Origin of the sequence: Streptomyces sp. NPDC002044, assembly GCF_040296725.1 — a bacterium.
Taxonomy (GTDB): Bacteria; Actinomycetota; Actinomycetes; order Streptomycetales; family Streptomycetaceae; genus Streptomyces; species Streptomyces antarcticus.
Genome location: NZ_JBEOXU010000045.1, coordinates 25,759 through 43,272, shown reverse-complemented (window position 1 = coordinate 43,272; position 17,514 = coordinate 25,759). Strand labels below are relative to the sequence as shown.

At 72.2% G+C, this 17,514-nt stretch carries 17 protein-coding genes; 4 read left to right on the top strand and 13 right to left on the bottom strand.

Annotated elements, in window-relative coordinates; translation table 11 throughout:
- Positions 1-131 precede the first annotated feature (131 nt).
- The 6 genes from ABT106_RS14440 to ABT106_RS14415 form a co-directional block, all read right to left on the bottom strand.
- The gene (locus ABT106_RS14440; protein WP_351276511.1) at positions 132-989 is read right to left on the bottom strand and encodes a fumarylacetoacetate hydrolase family protein; all 858 of its coding nucleotides are present in this window, start codon (positions 987-989) and stop codon (positions 132-134) included.
- A gap of 122 nt (positions 990-1,111) precedes the next feature.
- Complete coding sequence (locus tag ABT106_RS14435) at positions 1,112-1,936, bottom strand: YidC/Oxa1 family membrane protein insertase (protein ID WP_351276509.1); 825 nt, start codon at positions 1,934-1,936, stop codon at positions 1,112-1,114.
- A 224-nt stretch (positions 1,937-2,160) separates the two neighbouring features.
- Entirely contained in the window at positions 2,161-2,469 is a 309-nt protein-coding gene (locus ABT106_RS14430) for a DUF6412 domain-containing protein (RefSeq protein WP_502979364.1), read from the bottom strand.
- Between the two features lie 141 nt (positions 2,470-2,610).
- The gene (locus ABT106_RS14425) at positions 2,611-4,107 is read right to left on the bottom strand and encodes a sodium:solute symporter family protein (RefSeq protein WP_351276523.1); all 1,497 of its coding nucleotides are present in this window, start codon (positions 4,105-4,107) and stop codon (positions 2,611-2,613) included.
- A 38-nt stretch (positions 4,108-4,145) separates the two neighbouring features.
- Positions 4,146-4,343, bottom strand: coding sequence for a DUF3311 domain-containing protein (locus ABT106_RS14420; protein ID WP_351276503.1), 198 nt, complete (start codon positions 4,341-4,343; stop codon positions 4,146-4,148).
- Positions 4,344-4,363: 20 nt separating this feature from the next.
- A complete protein-coding gene (locus ABT106_RS14415) occupies positions 4,364-5,257 on the bottom strand; it encodes a class E sortase (protein WP_351276501.1) in 894 nt (297 codons plus the stop codon).
- Positions 5,258-5,313: 56 nt separating this feature from the next.
- Here ABT106_RS14415 and ABT106_RS14410 point away from each other — a divergent pair, with 56 nt between their 5' ends.
- Both ABT106_RS14410 and ABT106_RS14405 read left to right on the top strand, forming a co-directional pair.
- Complete coding sequence (locus ABT106_RS14410; RefSeq protein ID WP_351276499.1) at positions 5,314-6,315, top strand: SEC-C domain-containing protein; 1,002 nt, start codon at positions 5,314-5,316, stop codon at positions 6,313-6,315.
- A gap of 135 nt (positions 6,316-6,450) precedes the next feature.
- Positions 6,451-9,612 carry a DEAD/DEAH box helicase gene (locus ABT106_RS14405; protein ID WP_351276497.1) on the top strand — a complete coding sequence of 1,054 codons (3,162 nt, stop codon included), beginning with the start codon at positions 6,451-6,453 and terminating at the stop codon, positions 9,610-9,612.
- A 19-nt stretch (positions 9,613-9,631) separates the two neighbouring features.
- Here ABT106_RS14405 and ABT106_RS14400 read toward each other — a convergent pair whose 3' ends face one another.
- A complete protein-coding gene (locus ABT106_RS14400) occupies positions 9,632-10,894 on the bottom strand; it encodes a hypothetical protein (RefSeq protein WP_351276495.1) in 1,263 nt (420 codons plus the stop codon).
- 39 nt (positions 10,895-10,933) lie between these two features.
- Positions 10,934-11,470 carry a GNAT family N-acetyltransferase gene (locus ABT106_RS14395; protein ID WP_351276493.1) on the bottom strand — a complete coding sequence of 179 codons (537 nt, stop codon included), beginning with the start codon at positions 11,468-11,470 and terminating at the stop codon, positions 10,934-10,936.
- Between the two features lie 182 nt (positions 11,471-11,652).
- Here ABT106_RS14395 and ABT106_RS14390 point away from each other — a divergent pair, with 182 nt between their 5' ends.
- Together ABT106_RS14390 and ABT106_RS14385 are read left to right on the top strand one after the other, a co-directional pair.
- On the top strand, positions 11,653-11,832 hold the full coding sequence (locus ABT106_RS14390; RefSeq protein WP_267718737.1) for a hypothetical protein: 180 nt from the start codon (positions 11,653-11,655) through the stop codon (positions 11,830-11,832).
- A gap of 84 nt (positions 11,833-11,916) precedes the next feature.
- The gene (locus ABT106_RS14385; RefSeq protein ID WP_351276491.1) at positions 11,917-12,216 is read left to right on the top strand and encodes a hypothetical protein; all 300 of its coding nucleotides are present in this window, start codon (positions 11,917-11,919) and stop codon (positions 12,214-12,216) included.
- Between the two features lie 139 nt (positions 12,217-12,355).
- Here the strand turns inward: ABT106_RS14385 and ABT106_RS14380 are convergent, their stop codons facing one another.
- The 5 genes from ABT106_RS14380 to ABT106_RS14360 all read right to left on the bottom strand — a co-directional run bounded on the left by ABT106_RS14380 (position 12,356) and on the right by ABT106_RS14360 (position 17,493).
- Entirely contained in the window at positions 12,356-13,786 is a 1,431-nt protein-coding gene (locus ABT106_RS14380) for a DUF445 domain-containing protein (protein ID WP_502979362.1), read from the bottom strand.
- A 241-nt stretch (positions 13,787-14,027) separates the two neighbouring features.
- Entirely contained in the window at positions 14,028-14,726 is a 699-nt protein-coding gene (locus tag ABT106_RS14375; protein WP_351276489.1) for a DUF1707 SHOCT-like domain-containing protein, read from the bottom strand.
- Between the two features lie 169 nt (positions 14,727-14,895).
- A complete protein-coding gene (locus ABT106_RS14370) occupies positions 14,896-15,879 on the bottom strand; it encodes an ABC transporter ATP-binding protein (RefSeq protein ID WP_502979361.1) in 984 nt (327 codons plus the stop codon).
- A gap of 5 nt (positions 15,880-15,884) precedes the next feature.
- A complete protein-coding gene (locus ABT106_RS14365) occupies positions 15,885-16,754 on the bottom strand; it encodes an ABC transporter permease (RefSeq protein ID WP_351276485.1) in 870 nt (289 codons plus the stop codon).
- Positions 16,747-17,493: an ABC transporter permease gene (locus tag ABT106_RS14360; RefSeq protein ID WP_351276519.1), complete on the bottom strand. Its 747-nt coding sequence runs from the start codon at positions 17,491-17,493 to the stop codon at positions 16,747-16,749. The genes ABT106_RS14365 and ABT106_RS14360 overlap by 8 nt, the downstream gene beginning before the upstream one ends.
- Positions 17,494-17,514 lie beyond the last annotated feature (21 nt).

Here is a 17,514-nt window from a genome sequence, read left to right as displayed (position 1 = left end):
CCGCCGGGGGGCACGCCGGGCGGCCTCGGCGGCCCGGACGCGGGCGGGGCTCACCCCTGTCGTCAGCGGTGCCGTGCGTGCGGCGCTTGCCCCGCATGCCGTACTCGCCCTGCTTGCCGCGCGGTCGCGGGCTACGCGCTCTTGAACTCCTGGCGCTGGCGGCCCAGTCCCTCGATCTCCAGCTCCACGACGTCACCGGCGCGCAGGTACGGCTTGGGCTCGGGCTGGCCCATGGCCACGCCCGCCGGCGTGCCGGTGACGATGAGGTCACCGGGGTACAGCGTCATGAACTGGCTCAGGTACCGCACGACCTCGCCGACCGGGAAGATCTGGTCCGCGGTGGTGCCGTCCTGCTTCAGCTCGCCGTTGACCCACAGCCTCACGTCCAGGACCTGCGGGTCCGGCACCTCGTCGGCCGTGAGGAGCCAGGGGCCGACCGGGGTGAAGGTCTCGCAGTTCTTGCCCTTGTCCCAGGTGCCGCCGCGCTCGATCTGGAACTCCCGCTCGGAGACGTCGTTGACGAGCACGTAGCCGCCGACGTGGGCCAGGCCCTCCTCGGCGGAGGCCAGGTAGCGGGCGGTGGCGCCGATGACGACGCCGAGCTCGGCCTCCCAGTCGGTCTTCACGCTGCCGCGCGGGATCAGCACGGTGTCGTCCGGACCGCCCACGGTGTCGGCGGCCTTGAGGAACAGGATCGGCTCGGCCGGCGGCTCCGCGCCGACCTCGGCCGCGTGCCCGAAGTAGTTCAGCCCGATGCCCACGACCTTGCCGATGCGGCCGACCGGCGAACCGATGCGCAGTCCCTCGGCGCCCAGGACCGGAAGTGCGCCGGACTCCGCCGCTTCCCGCACCCGGGACAGCACGGCGTCGTCGGCCAGCAGGCCGCCGTCCACATCCGTGATCACGCCGGACAGGTCACGCAGGGTCCCGTCCTGGTCGAGCAGCGCGGGGCGCTCCGACCCGACCGGTCCGACACGCAGCAGCTTCATGGGCATTCTCCCGTGGTCGAGGGTGGTCGGCCCAAGGGCATGCCCCGGGCCGGACGATGGGTTGCGGCCATCGGAGGATTGGCTGATCCTCCAAGAAGTCGGCTCAATCCGCAAGACCCTGTTCACAGGGTGGAACGCGCGCCTCCACTGGTACGCGGCTCCGCCACCGCCCCGGCCACCTTGGCCGCCCCGGCCGCCCCGGCCGACGCCGCCCGCTCCGCGCGGTCCTTGCGACGCTGGAGCCAGATCCGCTCCGCCACCGACCACGCGGTGGTGGTCAGCAGGTACAGGCCGGCGGCCAGCGGCACCACGGCGGCGGTGATCAGGGTGCCGAAGGAGAGCAGGGGCAGTACGCCGCCCACCTTGCGCATCAGCTCCTGCTGCTCGGCGGTCATCTCGGCCGGCCGGCCCGCACCCGCCTTCGCCGCACCGGGCCTGACCCCGGCTTTGGCGCCCGCCTTGGTACCTGACTTGGCGCCCGCCTTGCCCCCCGCCCTCGCCCCGGGTGCCACCGCCGCCGAGCCGATGGCGGCGGCCGCACGGCGCCCCCGTACCGCGCTCCACGCCGCCACGGCCGCTATCGCGGCGAACAGGCCGAGGAACACCAGCCCCTGCGCCCCCAGCAGGCCGCCCTCCCCGAGCGCCCCGGACCACCGGGCTCCCAGCGGCGCCTCGAACAACCGCTGCCCGAGCAGCTCGTTGGCCGCCCCGCCGACCTCCGCCGCGGAGAACGCCTGGTACATCACGAAGAACACCGGCAGCTGCAACAGCATCGGCAGGCAGGTCGCCAACGGGGTCGTCCCCCGGAAGGCCGCGCGGCTCAGCGGGTAGAGGGCGAGCCGTACGAGGACGGTGAACAGCACGATCGCGGCCGCGGTCGCCGACTGGGCGAGCACCGGCTCCAGCAGCCGGCCCAACTGGGCGACACCGTGGGTGAAAGCGGACATGAGGGCCCTCCGGAGGGTCTCGTCGAACGTCGAAAGAGCCGCATCGACGACGCGTGGACGCACGGGGTGCGTGGACGCGCGGGAATGCGGGGGATGCGTTTCGGCGTGACGGCCCACGAGGGGCACCGGCGGGGATGGCGATCAGCGATCAGCGGGACAACGACCAGCCGGCGGGCGGCGGGTGCCGGAAGGCACCGGCCGGGAAGCCGGGAGGTGACGCGCCCCTACGCGGCCGTCGGGACGCTACGGCCGGGCGCCCTGGGCCGGGAGCGGCCCGAGGCGTCGGGGTCGCGCTGCGGCAGGAACGCGGTGCGCTGCTCGCGGTCGCGGAGCGCGGTGCGTATGCGGTGCGGCGGTACCGGCCGCACGAGCCGCGCGGCGGCGGCCAGGGCCTCGGAGCCCAGCGCGACGGTGGCCGCGAGGGCCAGCACCACGACGCCGAGGCCGCTCTCCCCGGCGAACAGTCCGAGGACACCGCCGAGGAGGACGAGGGAGAGCGTCAGCAGCGCCGACACCCCCGCCGTCCGGACCAGGTTTCCGAGGAGGGACGACGGGCGACGGCCGCCGCTTCGTTGCCGAGTCACACTGCCCGCCCCCTTCCCTCTCCCGCGCACCAGCTCGCACATGACCTCGCGTACGAACTCCCGTACGACGTCGGTCACTCGTATCCGATACTAACCGGGCCCACCGACAACCGGTACGGGTGCGGCCCCCGGCAGTGGGTCCCGGGCCAGCACCTCCTCGTCCGGCCGCCCGTCCCCGCTCTCCCGCGGGCCGATCCGGGACACCGTCAGCGCGACCGCCAGGTTCACGACGAGGGCGGCCATCCCCGCGTTCACCCCCCACACCGGGTCGTTCCCGGTGAAGACCAGCGCGCAGACCAGCGTGACGCCCGCAGCCAGCCCGCTCACCGCCCCTGCCGTCGTCAGCCCCCGCCACACCAGCCCCAGCAGCAGCATCGGGACCAGCTGCGCCATCCCCTCGTACGAGACGAGGGAGAGGCGCACCAGCGTGTTCGGGGCGACGTACGTCATCACCAGCGCCACCGCCCCGGCGATCACGACCACCGTCTGCGACGCCCGTTTCTGCCGCTCCCCCGCACCCCACCCCGGCACCAGCGACAGCACGCTCCGCCCCCACATCGTGCCGATGACCAGCATGAACACCGCCATCGGCACGATCGACGACAGCGCGGCCGCCACCCCGACCAGACCCACCGCCCAGGCCGGCAGCGAGTCCACCACCAGCGCGAACAGCGCGAGGTTGGAATCCGCCCCGGCCGGCCCCGGCACCACGAACAGCGCCGCCATCCCCAGCAGCATCGGCACGAAGAGCAGCACGTTGTAGGCGGGCAGCAGCATCGCGTTGCGGCGCAGCGCGTCGGCGTCGCGCGCGCCCAGGTAGCCCGCCACGGTGGTCGGGAAGATGACGACGGTGAGCGCGTTCAGCACGGTCGTGGACGCGAACCACGCGGTCCCCAGCTCGCCGCGCCCGCCCGGGCCGGCCCCGTGACCGGGGAGGGTCAGCCACTGCGGCCGCTCCGCCACGAGCCGGTCGAAGAGCTCCCCGTAGCCGCCGAAGTAGTGCAGGGGCACGTACACCGCCAGGAACCCCAGCGTGCCGATGACCAGCACGTCCTTGAGCACCGACACCCACGCGCTGCCGCGCAGCCCGCTGACGACGACGAAGCCGGTGGTGACGGCGAAGGCCACGAAGTACGCCCACCCCAGCGGGACGGCCCCGTAGGTGACCGTGGTGACGACGACGCCCATGCCGGTGATCTGGAGCTGGATGTACGGCAGCAGGAAGACGGTCGCGAGGACGGCGACGCCGGCTCCCAGCCAGGGGCGCCCGTACCGGTGGGCCACCATGTCGGTGATCCCGACGAGGCCGTGGCGCCGCGCGTAGTCCCACAGCAGCGGGCCGACGACGTACCCGAGGGCGTAGCCGCAGGTCATGTACGCGACCACGTACATGACCGGCGCCCCGTACGAGTAGCCCCAGCCGGCCGCCCCGAGGTAGCTGAAGCTGGTGTAGCCCTCGCCGGCCATCAGCACCCAGATGAACACGGTCCCCAGCGAGCGCCCGCCCACCGACCACTCGGCGAGCCCGCCCCCGCCCCCGCCGCGCCCGCGCACCGCGAGCAGCCCGAGCGCGACGGTCGCCACCATGGACACGGCGAAGACGCCGGTCGCCACGGCCGACGCGCTCACCGGTGGTCCCCCCGCCAGACCAGCCACACGGCGAGCGGCGTCACCAGCGTCGCCCCGGCACACCAGACGAGCAGGAACGGCACCCCGCCGATCCGCGGCTCCACCCGGTTCACGAACGGCAGCGCGACCACGAACAGCACGAAGGGAACGGCCAGCCAGGCCAGCTGCGGACGCTTCACCCGATTCGGAGGCATCGCAACACCCTAGGGGGCGGCTACGGCCGCAGCGTTCCCCACACCACCAGCCGGTACGTGGAGGTGTACTCGGGGGTGCAGGTGGTGAGGGTGATGTACGCGCCCGGCTCGCTGTACCCGTACTCCGGCTTGACCACGCTGCGCGGCACCGGCGCGATCACCCCGGTGTCCCGCTCGGTGGTCTCGCCGAGGACCTTCCCGACCACGTACGTGTACCTGCGCCCCCGGACGTCGACCAGCAGCTCGTCCCCCGCCCGCAGGCGGTTCAGGTACCGGAACGGCTCGCCGTGGGTGTTGCGGTGCCCCGCGAGCGCGAAGTTCCCGCGCGCGCCGGGCGCCGCGGTGCCGGGGTACTGGCCGGCGTACCCCTTGTCGAGGACGGTCCGCTTGTCGACGCCCCGGGCGACGGGGACGGAGAGGCCGAGGCGCGGGACGCGCAGGACGGCGTACGCCTGGCCGGCGCCCGCCGATGCTCCGGGGGCGGGGGCCTGGGGGGCCTTGGGGGCCGGGGCCCTGGACGCGGGGGCGGACGGCGCGGGGTCCGGCCCGGCGTCCGGCATGGCGTCCGGCATGGCGTCCGGCCCGGCCGGGGACGCCGACTCCCCGCCCGGGAGCCCGTATTGCCCCGCTCCATCCCCTCCGCCGGACTCGGCGGACTCGGCGCGGGCGGCGGCTTCGGCGGGGGTGGCGGGGGTGGCGGGGGCGCCCCACTCGCGCTCCAGGGCCCGTACGCGGTCCTGCGCGGCGGCGACGGCCTGCCGGTTGGTCCACCACACCTGGTGCACCACCAGCAACGCCACCACCACGCCCACGGTGGTGACCGCCTCGGCGCACACCCACAGCACCCGCGCGAACGCGACCCGCGGCACCCCTCGTACGCGACCCTGCACCACCACCGGTATGTGATCTCTCACGGGCGGCACCATAAGACCTCCCCCGCCAACTGACCAGCGGCAGTACGGTGTGAACCATGCGCCCCGACACGCCTGCCGAGCACATCGCCGAAGCCGAGCGCCTCATCCGCACGGCGACCCGCTACCCCGAGGACCAGGAGCCGTTGCTCCTCCAGGCCGCCGCCCACCTGGAACTGGGCGACGCGCGCGATCGGGCGAGCGCCCTGTACGACCTGCTCCTGACGTCCTCCCCCGCCGACCCGCTCCTGATCAAGGCCCTCCAGGCGGCCAACCTCTGGGAGTACGGCCACGAGGCGGAGGCCCGCGCCCTGATCTCCGGCATCCGCGCGGCCGCCCCCGCGGAACCGGCCCCCTGGGAGGTCATCGCGGAGGCCCTGGAGACCCACGACGAGCTGGAGGACTCGCACGACTGCTTCACCGAGGCCGCCACGCTCCTCATCACGGAGGACGCGCCGCTCACCCAGGCCACCACGGCCCTGCTGACCGGCCGCCACCGCGTCCGCCGCCTCCTGGGCCGGCCGCACGACGACTGGGACATGGTCGCCGACACCCGCCACATCGGCCCGATCCCGCTCGACGAACTCCACGACCCGAAGCGCATCTGGGCCCTGGGCTCCGACGACCCGGCGGAACTGCGCGCGGAGATCGCCCGCCTCCGCGCGGAACTGGGCGACCGCCGCGCGGCCCTCTCCCGCCCGTTCCCGGTGGCGATCCTGCACTGGCCCCAGCGCGAACTGGCCGAGCTCCTGACGGGCTACCCCACCCTCTCCGCGGAGTACCCCTCCCACGGCACCCACCTCGCCCGCATCGAGGCGTCCCTGCGCGCCCTGGCCGCCTCGGGCACCACGAACCTCGGCATCGTCACGGCGAGCGTCCCGTCCTACGAGGCCTTCGCGGCGTCGGAGAAGACCTCCCCGGCCTCCCCGTCCCTCCTGGCGGAGTACGCCACCACCCTGGCCGCCCGCGGCAAGGCCACCCCGTGGCCCCCCACCCCGACGGCACCCTGCTGGTGCACCTCGGGCAAGCCGTACTCGGAATGCCACGGCACCTCGAACTGACCTGAACCAGCTGACGGGCGGTCCGTTCTCAGCCGTGCAGGCATATTTGGGGACACGAGTCCATCACATCACGCCAGCCATTGTCAGGGGTCGTTGATAAAAGAGGCAGTACCGATCAAGCCCCGAGGAGACTCCGTGACATCTGGTTCCCGCTCCAATGCTGCGAAGCCCGTCACCGGACTCCACGAGACTCTGATCACGAGCGGGCTTGAGGAAAAGCTCAAGGAGCTGATCTCCTCAGGAAGCGTGGTCATAGCCGACCAGGTCAGCGGGGAGTCGTCCCAGCACGTCCTGACCCGGCACATCTCCCGGGCGGTCGGCGAAGCCTTGAAAAGGCTCCCACCGACCGAGCAGGTCGATGCGGCGAACGTGATCCTGCACTCCCTGGCCACCCTCGACGGAGAGACAAGGACAGGCACCCAGGAGTGGGCGGGTCCCCTTGTCGACGGTCCTCGTCAACTGCTCGCCGTCTCCGGTCGCGCAGCCTCCGAGACCTACACGGTCCGCCCGTCCACTCCGTTGTCGGAGACGGCTCTCATCACCAACTCCCCCGACGATCCGAGCCTCGGCTCGGAGCTCCGAGCCGAGCTGGCCACAGCCGACCGCATCGATCTGCTGTGCGCCTTCGTGAAATGGACGGGCTTGCGCGTCCTGGAGCAGTCGCTCAAGGCTGCTGCGGCACGGGGCGTGCCCCTGCGTGTCATCACCACGACGTACATCGGTGCCACAGAACGCAGGGCACTGGACCGACTCGTCCGCGAGTTCGGTGCGCAGGTGAAGGTGAACTACGAGCTCCGCTCCACCCGGCTCCATGCCAAAGCTTGGCTGTTCCGCCGCGACTCGCGATTCGACACCGCTTACGTCGGCAGCTCCAACCTGTCAAAAGCAGCACTGCTCGACGGCCTGGAGTGGAACGTGCGGCTGTCCAGTGTCGCGACCCCCGACGTTTTGCGAAAATTCGAAGCCACCTTCGACTCCTACTGGAATGAACGGGCCTTCGAGTCCTACAACCCCGATGTCGATGCCGCCCGTCTGGACGAAGCGCTCCGAATCGCCGGCGGCTCCAGCAAGGACAGGGATGCCGCGCGCGTCATCAGCCTCTCGGGCCTGGAAGTACGCCCTTTCCCCCATCAGCGCGACATGCTGGAGCGGCTCGGAGTCGAGCGTACGGTGCACGACCGTCATGCCAACCTGCTGGTTGCGGCGACCGGTACCGGCAAGACGGTGATGGCAGCGCTCGACTTCAAGCAACTCCAGCAGATCCTGGGGCGCCCGCTGCGCCTGCTGTTCATAGCGCACCGCAAGGAAATCCTGGAGCAGTCCCTGCGCACCTACCAGGACGTACTGGTCGACCCCAACTTCGGCGAGCTGCTCTGCGACGGCGAGGTACCGAAGGCCTGGGACCACGTCTTCGCAAGCGTCCAGTCCCTGACGGCAAAGACCCTGGACACGCTCGCCTCGAACCATTTCGACGTCGTCGTCTTCGACGAGTTCCACCACGGCACGTCACCCACCTACCGCAGGGTGCTTGACCACTTCACACCGAAGGAACTGCTCGGTCTGACCGCCACCCCTGAACGCATGGACGGCCTGAACATCCAGGACGAGTTCTTCGAAGGACGCATTGCAGCCGAGATGCGCCTGTGGGAGGCGTTGGAGGCAGATCTCTTGTGCCCGTTCCACTACTTCGGCATCACCGACAACACCGACATGAGCGCCCTTGCATGGAAGCGCGGAGCGTACGACACCCAGGCCCTCAGCGCCCTCTTCACCGGCAACGAGGCGCGAGCCCGGCTCGTTATCCGCGCGCTCCAGGACAAGCACAGCGCACCGGAGACGATGCGCGCACTGGGGTTCTGCGTGTCCGTGGCGCACGCGCACTTCATGGCCGACTTCTTCAATCGCGCCGGCTTCCACGCCCTGGCTCTGTCCGGAGGGACGCCGCGCGACGAGCGGAAGGCAGCACTGGACGCGCTGAAGGCCGGCAAGCTCAACGTCATATTTTCTGTCGACCTTTTCAACGAGGGCCTGGACGTGCCCGACGTGGACACCTTGCTGCTCCTGCGTCCCACCTCCAGTGCCACCGTCTTCCTGCAGCAACTGGGTCGTGGGCTACGGCGGAGCGAGAACAAGTCCGTTCTGACCGTCCTTGACTTCATCGGGCAGCACCGGAAGGAGTTCCGCTTCGAGGAGCAGTTCCGCGCCCTGACCAACCTGACCCGCAACCGTCTCCTCACCAGCGTCGAGAACGACTTCCCGAAGCCGCCGCCCGGCTGCCAGATCATCCTTGAGCCCAAGGCCAAGGACTTGATCATCGAGAACATCCGGAACCAGATCAACGTCAACGTCACACAACTCACCCGGGAAGTCACAGCCCACGCCACGACGGAACTCTGCGTGTACCTCAAGGAGAGCGGCCGAAGGATCAGCGAACTGTACCGGGGGAACGGAAACTCCTGGACGGGCCTGCTGCGGCGGGCAAAGCTGCTCACCACCCCCGTCCCGGAAGGCGAGGACGCGCTCCTCAAGCGCGTGTCAGCCTTCCTCCACGTGGATGATCCGGAACGTATCCGTTCGTATGCGGCGCTCATCACGGACGGCGCTCCGGCCTACGCCGATCTCGACGCGCAGGGCCAGTCCTACGCCCGCATGTTCTTCTTCTCCCTCTGGCCGCTCGGAGCCGGCTTCTCGCGCTACCAGGACGGCTTCGACTCCCTCCGCTCACACCACGCCTTCCGCGATGAGCTCCGTCAGGTACTCGCCCACGACTTGGACCGGACCGAGCACGTTCCCGTTGCCCTGACCGGTGACCATGCGGCCCTGCCGTTGACCGTGCACGCTTCGTACAGTCGGGAGGAGATCCTCCCCGCCTTGGGTCAGGGCGAGCTCGGCGGCTCCTTGCCGGGACACTTCCGCGAGGGGGTGAGGTGGTGCGAGGGCATCCGGACGGACGCTCTCTTCGTCACGCTGGAGAAGGACGCCAAGGACTTCTCCCCCCAGACCCAGTACAAGGACTACGCGTCGGGTGAGTGCCAGTTCCACTGGGAGTCACAGAACTCCACCTCGGACACCTCCCCCACGGGGGTGCGGTACCGGACGCACGCGGAGAAGGGCTCACACGTCCTGCTCTTCGTCCGGCGCTTCAAGAAGACGGACATCGGAGGTCCTCAGGCCTGGATGCTGCTCGGGCCGGCCGAGTACGCCGACCATGAGGGCAGCAAGCCGATGGGGATCGAGTGGAAATTGCACCACGAGATCCCCGCTCACGTCCGCTCCTACTCGGCCATCAGCGGCTGACGAGCACCTCTGCACCTCCTCACCCCGTTCCACGGAACAGGTGGAGTTGCTGGTGGCCGCGGGCCGTTGTCGTGGGTGGGGTGGGGCGGGTCGCCGCCAGGGTGAGGAGGGTGCGGAGGGCCGTCACGACTTCCGTCGGGGTGTCGCGGATCATCGACGGGGTGGCGCTGACCACCAGGACGCCGTGGGACTCCAGGCGCAGGCGGCGGCGGAGCGTGGCGTGCCAGGCGTCGCGGGTGTAGTGGTACTCCGCCGAGTCGATCTCCAGGGCTACGCCCTCGTCGGGCCAGTACGCGTCCGGGCTGGCCAGGAACGTGCCGTCCGGGGTGTGGAGGCGGGCGTTCCACAGGGGGGTCGGGAGGTCCGTCGCCGTGAGGGTGTCGCGGGCCCGGGCCTCGGCGATCGAGCGGACTCCGGCGAGCAGTTCCGCCGCCGCGGCGGCGATCGCGGGGCGGGTGAGGAGGCGGGAGGCGCGGAGCTCGGCGTGCAGGTCGTGCGGGTGGCACCAGCCGGCCTGGACGACGCCCGCGAGGACCGCCCGGACCCGGTCGGGGTCCTCCGTGCGGGCGGCGAAGTCGGCGGCCGCGCGTACGGGGCGGGTGCTGGGGACGCCGGACACCGTGATGGTGCGCGGCCAGCGGGAGGTCGGGAGCGGGCGTACGTGCCCGGTGGCGGCGAGCCGGCGCGGGGAGCGGATCAGTACGTCGACGGGGCTGCCGGGGGCGTACGGGGCTTCGCGGATGCCGAGCAGGGCGAGGGCGGTGGCGCCGGTGAGGGCGGCCGTGTCGCCGGCGAGGGGGTCCGCGGCGGGCTCGGCGGCGTACAGGACGGCGGAGAGGGCGCGTTGGCGCTGATCCGGGGGGCCGGTCTGGAGGAGGTAGACCCGCGGCAGCAGGCGCTGCCAGGGGCCGCCGGGCCGGGCGCGGGAGGTGATCGTGCCGGCGGGGACGCCGGCGGCGACGAGCTGGTGGCGCGTGACCAGGTTGAGCTGCCGACGGGCCGCCCGTGGCGGGTGGTGGGCTGGGTGGTGGGGCGCGGGGTGGGGTGCGTGAGGCGGTGGGGAGTGGGGCACGTTGTGCCGCTGGGGCTTGTGGTGCTCGACTGGCTTGTGGTGCTCGACTGGTTCTTGGTGCTCGCCGGGATGGTGGTGCTCGACTGGCTTGTGGTGTTGGGCATGGTGCTTGTGGTGTTCGGGGGGCTGCGGGGGCTGTTCGCCGTACGGGTGGTGCCGGTCCGGCTGGTGCCGGTCGGGGCGGGGGTGGGGTTGCCGCGTGGTGATCATGCGGCCGGTATGCCCCGCTACGGGGGCGGCGTACCGTCGTCAGCGGCCCGGGTGCTCCGGGGACAGGAAGACCACGACCCCCGTCTCGGTGCCGGGCCGGGCCGGGACCTCGTGCCAGCCCAGGCGGCGGTAGGTGGCCACCGTGTCCCGGGCGAGGCGGGACGTCAGCAGCCAGGCCCGCCGGTCCGGGGCGTCGGCGGTGATCTCGGTGAGCAGGGCGCGGCCGGTGCCGTGGCCGCGCGCGTAGGGGCGTACGGCGAGTTCGTCTATCTCCAGCGCACCGGTCAGGAGCTCCTTCACCCGGGCCGCGCCGAGCTGGGCGGTCACCTGGGCGTAGCCGCGGATCTTGGGGAAGGCCGCCGGTGTGATCCAGCCCGTGGCGAAGCCGTCGATACCGGTCGCGGACTGGGCGAACGCGGTACGGAATCCACGGCGCCGGGCGTCGGCGGGGAGACGGGTCGCGAACTGGCGAATGGTTTCTTCACCCTCGTTCCACGGCGGGCCGGAGAAGACGTCGGCATAGACGTCGACCAGTTCGTCCGCGAGGTCGAGGACGGCCTGTCCGTAGCAGATCACGTTGTTCTGGCTCCTGAGGTCGGGTGCTGCGGGGTCGGTGGGGATTTTCCCATTTTGGGTTGGGAGAGTGAATTTATGGGCTTCGCGTTCCCGTCCCGTACACCGCACGGATCCGGCGAGTATGCGACAAATCACCACCGCACTTTCCGTGTCGGGGCACCCGGCGACCGCGTTGAGCAGCCGTGGACAGAATGCTGCGGACGGCCGGCCGGTGCGCGCTCGCCTTCCTTCTCGCCCTGGGTGTACTGGCGTTGCTGCCGAGCGCCGTACGCGACGCCGTGCCGGACTCGGTGATCGGCGGTGCCGTGATCGTGCTGGTGTGGGTACTGGGTGCCCGTCGGGTGGCCGGGCGATCGCGTTAGCCTCGCCCTCGCCCTCGCCCCTCGTACTCGTACTCGTACTCTCACAGTGAAGCTCATAGGACAAGACGACCGAAGGAGTTGGACATGGCTCGGGTACCGAGTTCCGTCGTGGCGGCGGCCGGTCTGGTCGGCGGGTACGCCGTCGCCCGGTGGACCAAGAAGCGGCCCCTGGGCGGTGTCGTACTCGGCGCCGCCGGGCTCGCGGCCGGACGGGAGTGGCACCGGCGGGGCGGTGTGCCCGCGGCCGCCGGGCTCGGGGCGCTGTACCTCGCCGGGTTCGCCGGCGCGCACCCGCTGGCCAAGAAGGTCGGCGCCTGGCCGGCCGTGCTCGGGGCGGCCGGCGTCGTCGCCGCCACCGCCTGGGCCGTCTCCGACCGCGCGTAGCAGCCGCCGAGCGCGCGTAGCCGCCGCCGAGCGCGGCCCGCGCGCCGGGCCCCCGCCAGCCCCGGCCCCCGGGCCGGGCCAGGGCCGAGGCCCGGCTCCGGGGCCACCCCATGGCCGGCCCGCCCCGCCCCGCCCCTCGCTACGCGCCGAACGCCTGCGACACCGAGTAGATCAGCAGGCCCGCCAGGGCACCGACCACCGTTCCGTTGATCCGGATGAACTGCAGGTCCCGGCCGATGTGCGCCTCGATCTTGCGGGACGTGTGCTCGGCGTCCCAGCCCGCCACCGTGTCCGTGATCAGCGAGGTGATCTCGGCGCGGTAGGTCGTGACGACGTACACCACCGCCCCCTCGATCCAGCCCTCCACCTTGTCCTGGAGCCGGCCGTCCGTGGCCAGCCTGGCCCCCAGCGTCATCAGCGAGGACCGGACCCGCAGGCGCAGCGCGCTCTGCTCGTCCTCCGCCGCCGAGATCATCATCGACCGCACCGCGGTCCAGGCGGAGGCGATCACGTCCTGCACCTCGTCGCGCGCCAGCAGCTCGGACTTCAGGCGCTCTATGCGCGCCCTGGTCTCCGTGTCCGACTGGAGGTCGGACGCGAAGTCCGTCAGGAACCGGTCCACCGCGCCGCGCGCCGGGTGTTCCGGCATGTCGCGCATCTCCGTGACGAAGCGGAGCAGTTCCTTGTACACCCGGTCGCCGATCTTGCGGTCCACGAACCGCGGGGTCCAGCCCGGCGCCCCGCCCTGGACCGCGTCCATCACCGCTTCCCCGTGCGTGACCAGCCAGTCGTGGGCCCGCGCGCACACGAGGTCGACGGCCCGGTGGTGCCCGCCGTCCGCGACGACCCGCTCCAGCGTCTTGCCGATGCCCGGCGCGATCTCCGCCGTCTCGGCCCGCCGGGTGATGGCCTCGCCCACGACGGCCTGCACGTCGGAGTCGCGCAGTACGGTCAGGGCCCCGCGCAGCGCGGTCGCCAGTTCCGCCGTGACCCGGTCGGCGTGCTCCGGCTCGGCCAGCCAGGCGCCGAGGCGGCCGCCGATGCCGAGGGCGTGCAGTCGGGCGGTGACCACGTCGGAGGAGAGGAAGTTCTCGCCGACGAACTCGCCGAGGGACACCCCCAGCTGGTCCTTCTTGGTCGGGATGATGGCGGTGTGCGGGATGGGAAGGCCCAGCGGCCGCCGGAAGAGGGCGGTGACCGCGAACCAGTCCGCGAGCGCGCCGACCATGCCGGCTTCGGCCGCGGCGGCCACGTACCCGGCCCAGCCGCCCGCGCCCCAGGCGTTCTGCGCGTACTTGGCCAGGACGTAGACCAGGGCGACCAGGACCAGCAGCCCCGTCGCGGTGGTCTTCATCCGGCGGACGCCGTGGCGGCGCTCCTCGTCGGCCGCGCTGAACACGAAGGCCCCGCGGGCGGGCGCCGAGGGCCGCGCCGCCCGCCCGGTCGCCGATGGCCCGCCCGGCGGCGGTCCCCCGGGCGGGGGCTCGATCGGCGGCGGGGCACTGCCTCCGGCGGTGGTGCGGTTGTCCACGTGCTCCTGCTTTCCCCGGGGACGCCGGTTTGTCTGCATAGCATCCGACTCCCGGGAGGCGCGAGGAGTTCCCGGCACGCCGTGTCACTCCCGCCGGCGCCATCGCGCCCCCGTACGGACACCCGTGCGCGTACCCGCGTCCGGACCGCTCAACGGGGATCCGGGGAGCCCGCCCGGCACCGGGCCGGTCAGGCACCCGGCCGGTCCGCCGGACGAACACGCCCGGCGCCCGAACACGCCCGGCCCCGCCCGGCGCCCGCCGGCTCCGCCCCGCCCCCGCTCAGTGCTTCTTGCGCAGCGACTTCGGACCGTCGAAGCCCTTGGGCGGCTTGGGAGCCTTGACCTTGATCTCCACTCCGCCCCAGAACGCGAAGCCGGTCACCACCACCCGCGGCGCGCCCGGCTGGGCCGGTCCCGGGGTGTCGCGCTGGTCGAAGGCGCCCATCACACCGATGCCCCGGACGTCGACCTCCACGCCGGGCGGCACCGTGATCTGGACGCCTCCCATGACCGCGACGCAGTTGATCACGACCTCGCGCTGGGCGAAGTCCGCCTCGCGCAGGTCGAGTTCCCCGCCGCCCCAGAACGCCACCGCGTCGAAGCGCGCGGGCACCGTCCACCGGCCCTTGCGCTGGAAGCTCGACATGACCGCGACCGCCCCGGAGGACCTCGCCGTCTCCCTGCCCACCCGCTCGGCCCACGGCCGCACCGTGCCCCCGCCCGCGAGCGGCACCGGCGTCGGGGAAGCCGCCGGGACGACACCCCCCGGGACGCCCGGCACCGCCGGCAGATCGCGCGTCAGCGGTTCCAGTTCCGCGTACGTACGGGACGTGTAGGCCGCCTCCAGGCGCTCCTCGAACTCCTCCATGTCGAGCCGGCCCTCGGCCACGGCGTCGCGCAGCCGCTCGACCACCCGGTCCCGGTCGGCATCGGACGCCCTCAGCTCCGGCAACGGCTTCTCCGGCCGCTCGTCACTCATGTGGCCCAGCCTATGCACTGATCCACGGGAGTTGTACGGCCCGCGGCCCCCACGGGCCCCGGGGCCGACCCTGATTTATCCCCGACCCCGGGACGGCTCCACCCCCGCCCCGCGGACACCCCGCCCCGCGGACACCCCGCCCCGCGGACACCCCCTCACCCCCGCCCCCTCACCCCCGGCCCGCGTACATCCGCGCGATCACGTCCTCGATGTCCGGCTCCCGCACCGACAGGTCCACCAGCGGGTACTCCGCCGCCACCGCCGCCACCAGCGGCGCCGCCGACGCCCCCGCCGGGAACGCCAGCCACTGCCGCGGCCCGTCCACCTTCACCACCCGCGCGCCCGGCACGCTGATCGGCGCGAGCTCCCGCTCCAGGTCCACCACCAGCGTCCGTTCGCTCTCGCCGACCGACCCCGCCGAGTGCAGCCCCTGCAGCGGCCCGTCGTACATCAGCCGGCCGTGGTCGATCACCATCACCCGCTCGCACAGCTGCTCGATGTCCTGGAGGTCGTGCGTGGTCAGCAGCACCGTCGTGCCGAGCTCCTCGTTCAGCTGCCGCAGGAAGCCGCGCACCTTCGCCTTGCTCACCACGTCGAGCCCGATCGTCGGCTCGTCCAGGTACAGGACGTCCGGATCGTGCAGCAGCGCCGCCGCGATGTCCCCGCGCATCCGCTGCCCCAGCGAGAGCTGACGCACCGGCACGTCGAGCAGCTCGGCCAGGTCCAGCCGGTCCACGCAGCGCTCCATGTTCTCCTTGAACCGCGCCGCCGGAATCCGGTACATCCGCCGCATCAGCCCGTACGAGTCCTTCAGCGGCAGGTCCCACCACAGCGTGGTCCGCTGCCCGAAGACCACCCCGATCCGGTGCGCGAGCCGCAGCCGCTCCCGCGCCGGGTCGATGCCCGCGACCCGCAGCCGGCCGCCGCTCGGGGTCAGGATGCCGGTCAGCATCTTGATCGTGGTCGACTTCCCGGCGCCGTTGGGCCCGATGTAGCCGACCATCTCGCCCCGGGCCACCTCGAAGCTGAGCCCGTCCACGGCCCTGACCTGACGTTTCTCCCGGCGCATGAGACCCACCCTGCGCCGTACGTCGAACACCTTCTCGACCCCGTCCAGCGAGATCAGCGCATCCGTCACAGCCGCCACGGCCATCACCCCTAGCTTCCCGTGCTTCGGTACGAACGGACGCCCGCACGCCACGCCAGCGACGCGGGCAGGAACACGGCGAACGCCACCAGCGGGCTCACGAACGCGGCCCACTGCGGCAGCCCCAGCGGATCCGGCCGCCCCAGCAGGTACAGCGCGGGCAGCCAGTTGACGAAGGCCAGCGGGACGATGAAGGTCACCCCGCGCAGCAGGTCCTTGCCGAACACCGTCGGCGGGTACTGGAGCATCGTGCAGCCCCCGTACGTGAAGGAGTTCTGCACCTCCGCCGCGTCCCCGGCCAGGAACTGGAACGCCGCCCCCGCCACCATCACCGCGCCGAAGATCGCCGCCCCCGCCGTGATCATCACCGGCACCAGCAGTACCTTGCCGACGGTCCACTCCAGGTCCAGCGCGGACAGCGCCCAGAGCAGCAGCCCCAGCCCCTGCACGATCCGGCCCAGCCGGCGCAGCGCGAAGCGGTCCGCCGCGACCTGCGCGAGCACCGGGACCGGACGCACCAGCATGGTGTCGAGCGATCCGTCGCGGATGCGGGAGCCGATCCGGTCGGTGTTGCCCAGGAGCAGGTCCGCCAGGCCCAGGGAGGCCGAGCAGGACCCGTACAGCAGGGCGACCTCGGGCAGCGTGAACCCGCCCAGGACGTCCACGTGCGTGAACATGATGGAGATCGCGACGAAGTCGAGCAGCGTGATCGCCGCGTTCCCGAACGTCGACAGGAAGAAGGACGTCCGGTACGTCATCGTCGACCGGATCCACATCGCCACGATCAGCCCGTAACCGCGCACCCCCTCCACGGCACGGTTGCGCCGGGGCAGCTCCGGCTCCCGCTCCGTCCGGCTCCGCGCCAGCACCGCCTCAGCCACCCTGGACCACCACCTTCCGCGTCGCCGCCGACTGCACCAGCCGGCCGGCCCCCAGCAGGACCGCCGCCCACCCGGCCTGGAACGCCAGCGCCCCGGCCGCCGCCCCCGCCCCCGCGTGCTCGCCCAGCAGCACGTCCATCGGGACCTGGAGCATCGCCGCCCACGGCAGGACCCGGACGAGCTCGCCGAAGCCGCCCGGGAACACGGTCAGCGGCAGCAGCATCCCGGAGAAGAAGATCGTGACCACGGTGGCCATCAGGTTGATCCCCGCCCCGTCCATCAGCCAGAACGCCGCCAGCCCCAGCAGGTAGCGCAGCGCGAAGCTCACCACCAGCCCGAGCGTGACGGACACCAGGAACAGCAGCCAGCGCGCCGGGTCCACCGGCAGCGCCAGCGGGAAGGCCAGCGCCCCCGCGACCAGCGGCAGCACCCCGCGCCCCGCCAGCTGGAAGGCCGCCCGGCCCAGATCGGCCGCCAGCCACCACATCTGGAGGTCCGCCGGCCGGTACAGGTCAACGGCGATGTCCCCCGTACGGACCCGCTCCTGTATCTCCTCCTGGAACCCGCCCCCGATGAGCGCCGCAGCGGCCAGCAGCGCCTGACTGACCCATACGAAGGTCAGGGCCTGCGCCTGGTCGTAGCCCCCGAGCCCGGGGCGCTCCTCCCACAGCGCGATGTACGTGTACGCGACGATGAAGCCGAACACGGTGTTCGTGAACACCCCTGCCGCCGTCGCCATCCCGTAGGTGGCGTAACGCCG